Source organism: Kitasatospora sp. NPDC059599 (assembly GCF_042735125.1).
Lineage (GTDB): Bacteria > Actinomycetota > Actinomycetes > Streptomycetales > Streptomycetaceae > Kitasatospora.
Genome location: NZ_JBHWCL010000302.1, coordinates 1 through 1707, shown reverse-complemented (window position 1 = coordinate 1707; position 1707 = coordinate 1). Strand labels below are relative to the sequence as shown.

Below are 1707 nucleotides of genomic sequence, written 5' to 3'. Positions count from 1 at the left end.
CAACCTCACCACCAAACACACCACCGCCACCCAACACGCCCTCACCAACCTCCACCACCACCTCACCAACAACCACTAACCAAACAACAACAACAGCACACGAAAGAGCCGGGCATCACCGCCATCAGCAATCGGGCGGTGCTCCCGGCTCATCGCATGAAGGACCAGCAGGGCCGGCGACTCCGACCCGTTCCCCCGTACAGCAGGGGAATCCGTTGGCGAATGCAGGTCGGCAAGTGAACGCGCGAAACCCTGGAAAGATCAGCAGAAGCCGCTGGACCGGAGCGATTCGATCCAGGGCGCGAAGTCCTCGGATTGGACCTGGAAGTCCTCCGGTCCCAGGTCACCGAGGTCCGACGAGAACACGACGGGGCACTGATCGTCGGCGCGCAGGAGAAATCCACGACCGCCGCTGTCGTCGCCGATGAGGACAAAACCCGGTGCGTATTGCGCGACTTCATAGGTGGTGTTGCGTTCGCCGATGCACCCGGCGGAGTACACGGTGACGCCGGCTTCGGTCATCAGGCCGTCGGCCGTCTCCCAGAATGCGAGCAGCGGGGCCGGGAGGTTCGGCCCGATCTCGGCCCGAGCGCGCGCCACGTCGGCCGGTGTGGCTGCTGCCGACCCGTGATCCGGTTCTGTCATGCCGCCGTTCCTCCTCCGACCGTCATGTGCACTGCTCGGCGAATCCGCAGTGGCCTCGGCTGCCACGTCCCGGCCCGGGAATGGACGATGCCACCGAGCCTTCTCCCGGGCAAGCCGTCCCTACCGGGATCAGCGGGCCACCGGCACGGTTCGGCTGTTCCCACGCACTGGGGCCGCAGTTCCGCCCCGTCGACTTCCCGCCCGGGCCCTACGGCGACGGCCTCAGGGCATGCCTCGGTGTTTCACCGTGCTCCCCAGCAGTGGTGACGGTCTCGGGAGGCAGGACTTCCCGCACACCCGGTTCCGGGTCGACTCCGAATACAGCCCGACGGGTCCGAACCGGTCTCTCCGACCCCGGGCAGCCGGTCCAGATCGTCCGCTACCGGTTCTCCGGCCGGAACGATCCTCGCGAGACCATCATTCACGAGGAACTGCACCACGGCTGGTTCGAACGGCCGCAGACCTACGTCAGGAAGCACCACCCCAAGCCGTCGGAGGCCCGGAACGCCGCCCACCTCGCCCAGACGGACAGGTTCCATGAGATTGTCCAGAGGTACATGAACATCCGTGGGTGGAACGGGAGCGGGAAGAGGAAATGATCTACCGCGCACTCGACTACCAGCTGACCTGCAGCAAGTGCGGTCATGACGTGACGGGCTCGCGGGGCCAGCAGATCGTGGCCGAGGAGTTCGGCTGGTTCGACGAATGGCAGTGCGAGAACTGCGGTCTGGTCAGTTGCGACTACGGCGACGGGCCCGGGCCGGAGGACGTCAGGCAAGGACTGCTGGCGAAGCTCGGAGGATTCCGGGCCCGGCTGGTGGAAGGCCGGGACGGGACCGTCGCGGCGGCCCGCCACCTGCGGGCGATCCTCGACTACAGCCCGGCCGAGGCGATCGGCAGGCTGAAGGCGGCGAAGGCCGGGGAACCCCTCGGAACCGCCGTCGAAGTCGAAGCCCTCGTGCAGGCACTTCGCCGGGACGGATACGCCTACGAGACGGTCGCCGCCGGATCGGAGGACTGAGCAACCGGATCCGCCGCGCGGCGGGGAGCACACCGCTCCCC

At 67.3% G+C, this 1707-nt stretch carries 3 protein-coding genes; 2 read left to right on the top strand and 1 reads right to left on the bottom strand.

Annotated elements, in window-relative coordinates; genetic code table 11:
- Positions 1 to 261 precede the first annotated feature (261 nt).
- Complete coding sequence (locus ACFV04_RS43690) at positions 262 to 645, bottom strand: hypothetical protein (RefSeq protein ID WP_380536647.1); 384 nt, start codon at positions 643 to 645, stop codon at positions 262 to 264.
- A 263-nt stretch (positions 646 to 908) separates the two neighbouring features.
- On the opposite strand from ACFV04_RS43690, the gene ACFV04_RS43685 reads away from it, so the two are divergent.
- The gene (locus tag ACFV04_RS43685; protein ID WP_380536645.1) at positions 909 to 1244 is read left to right on the top strand and encodes a hypothetical protein; all 336 of its coding nucleotides are present in this window, start codon (positions 909 to 911) and stop codon (positions 1242 to 1244) included.
- The gene (locus ACFV04_RS43680) at positions 1241 to 1666 is read left to right on the top strand and encodes a hypothetical protein (RefSeq protein ID WP_380536644.1); all 426 of its coding nucleotides are present in this window, start codon (positions 1241 to 1243) and stop codon (positions 1664 to 1666) included. The genes ACFV04_RS43685 and ACFV04_RS43680 overlap by 4 nt, the downstream gene beginning before the upstream one ends.
- The last annotated feature ends 41 nt before the right edge of the window (positions 1667 to 1707 follow it).

Coding starts and splice junctions, on each gene's coding strand:
- ACFV04_RS43690 (WP_380536647.1), bottom strand. CDS start 645: ATGACAGAACCGGATCACGGGTCGGCAGCAGCCACACCGGCCGACGTG.
- ACFV04_RS43680 (WP_380536644.1), top strand. CDS start 1,241: ATGATCTACCGCGCACTCGACTACCAGCTGACCTGCAGCAAGTGCGGT.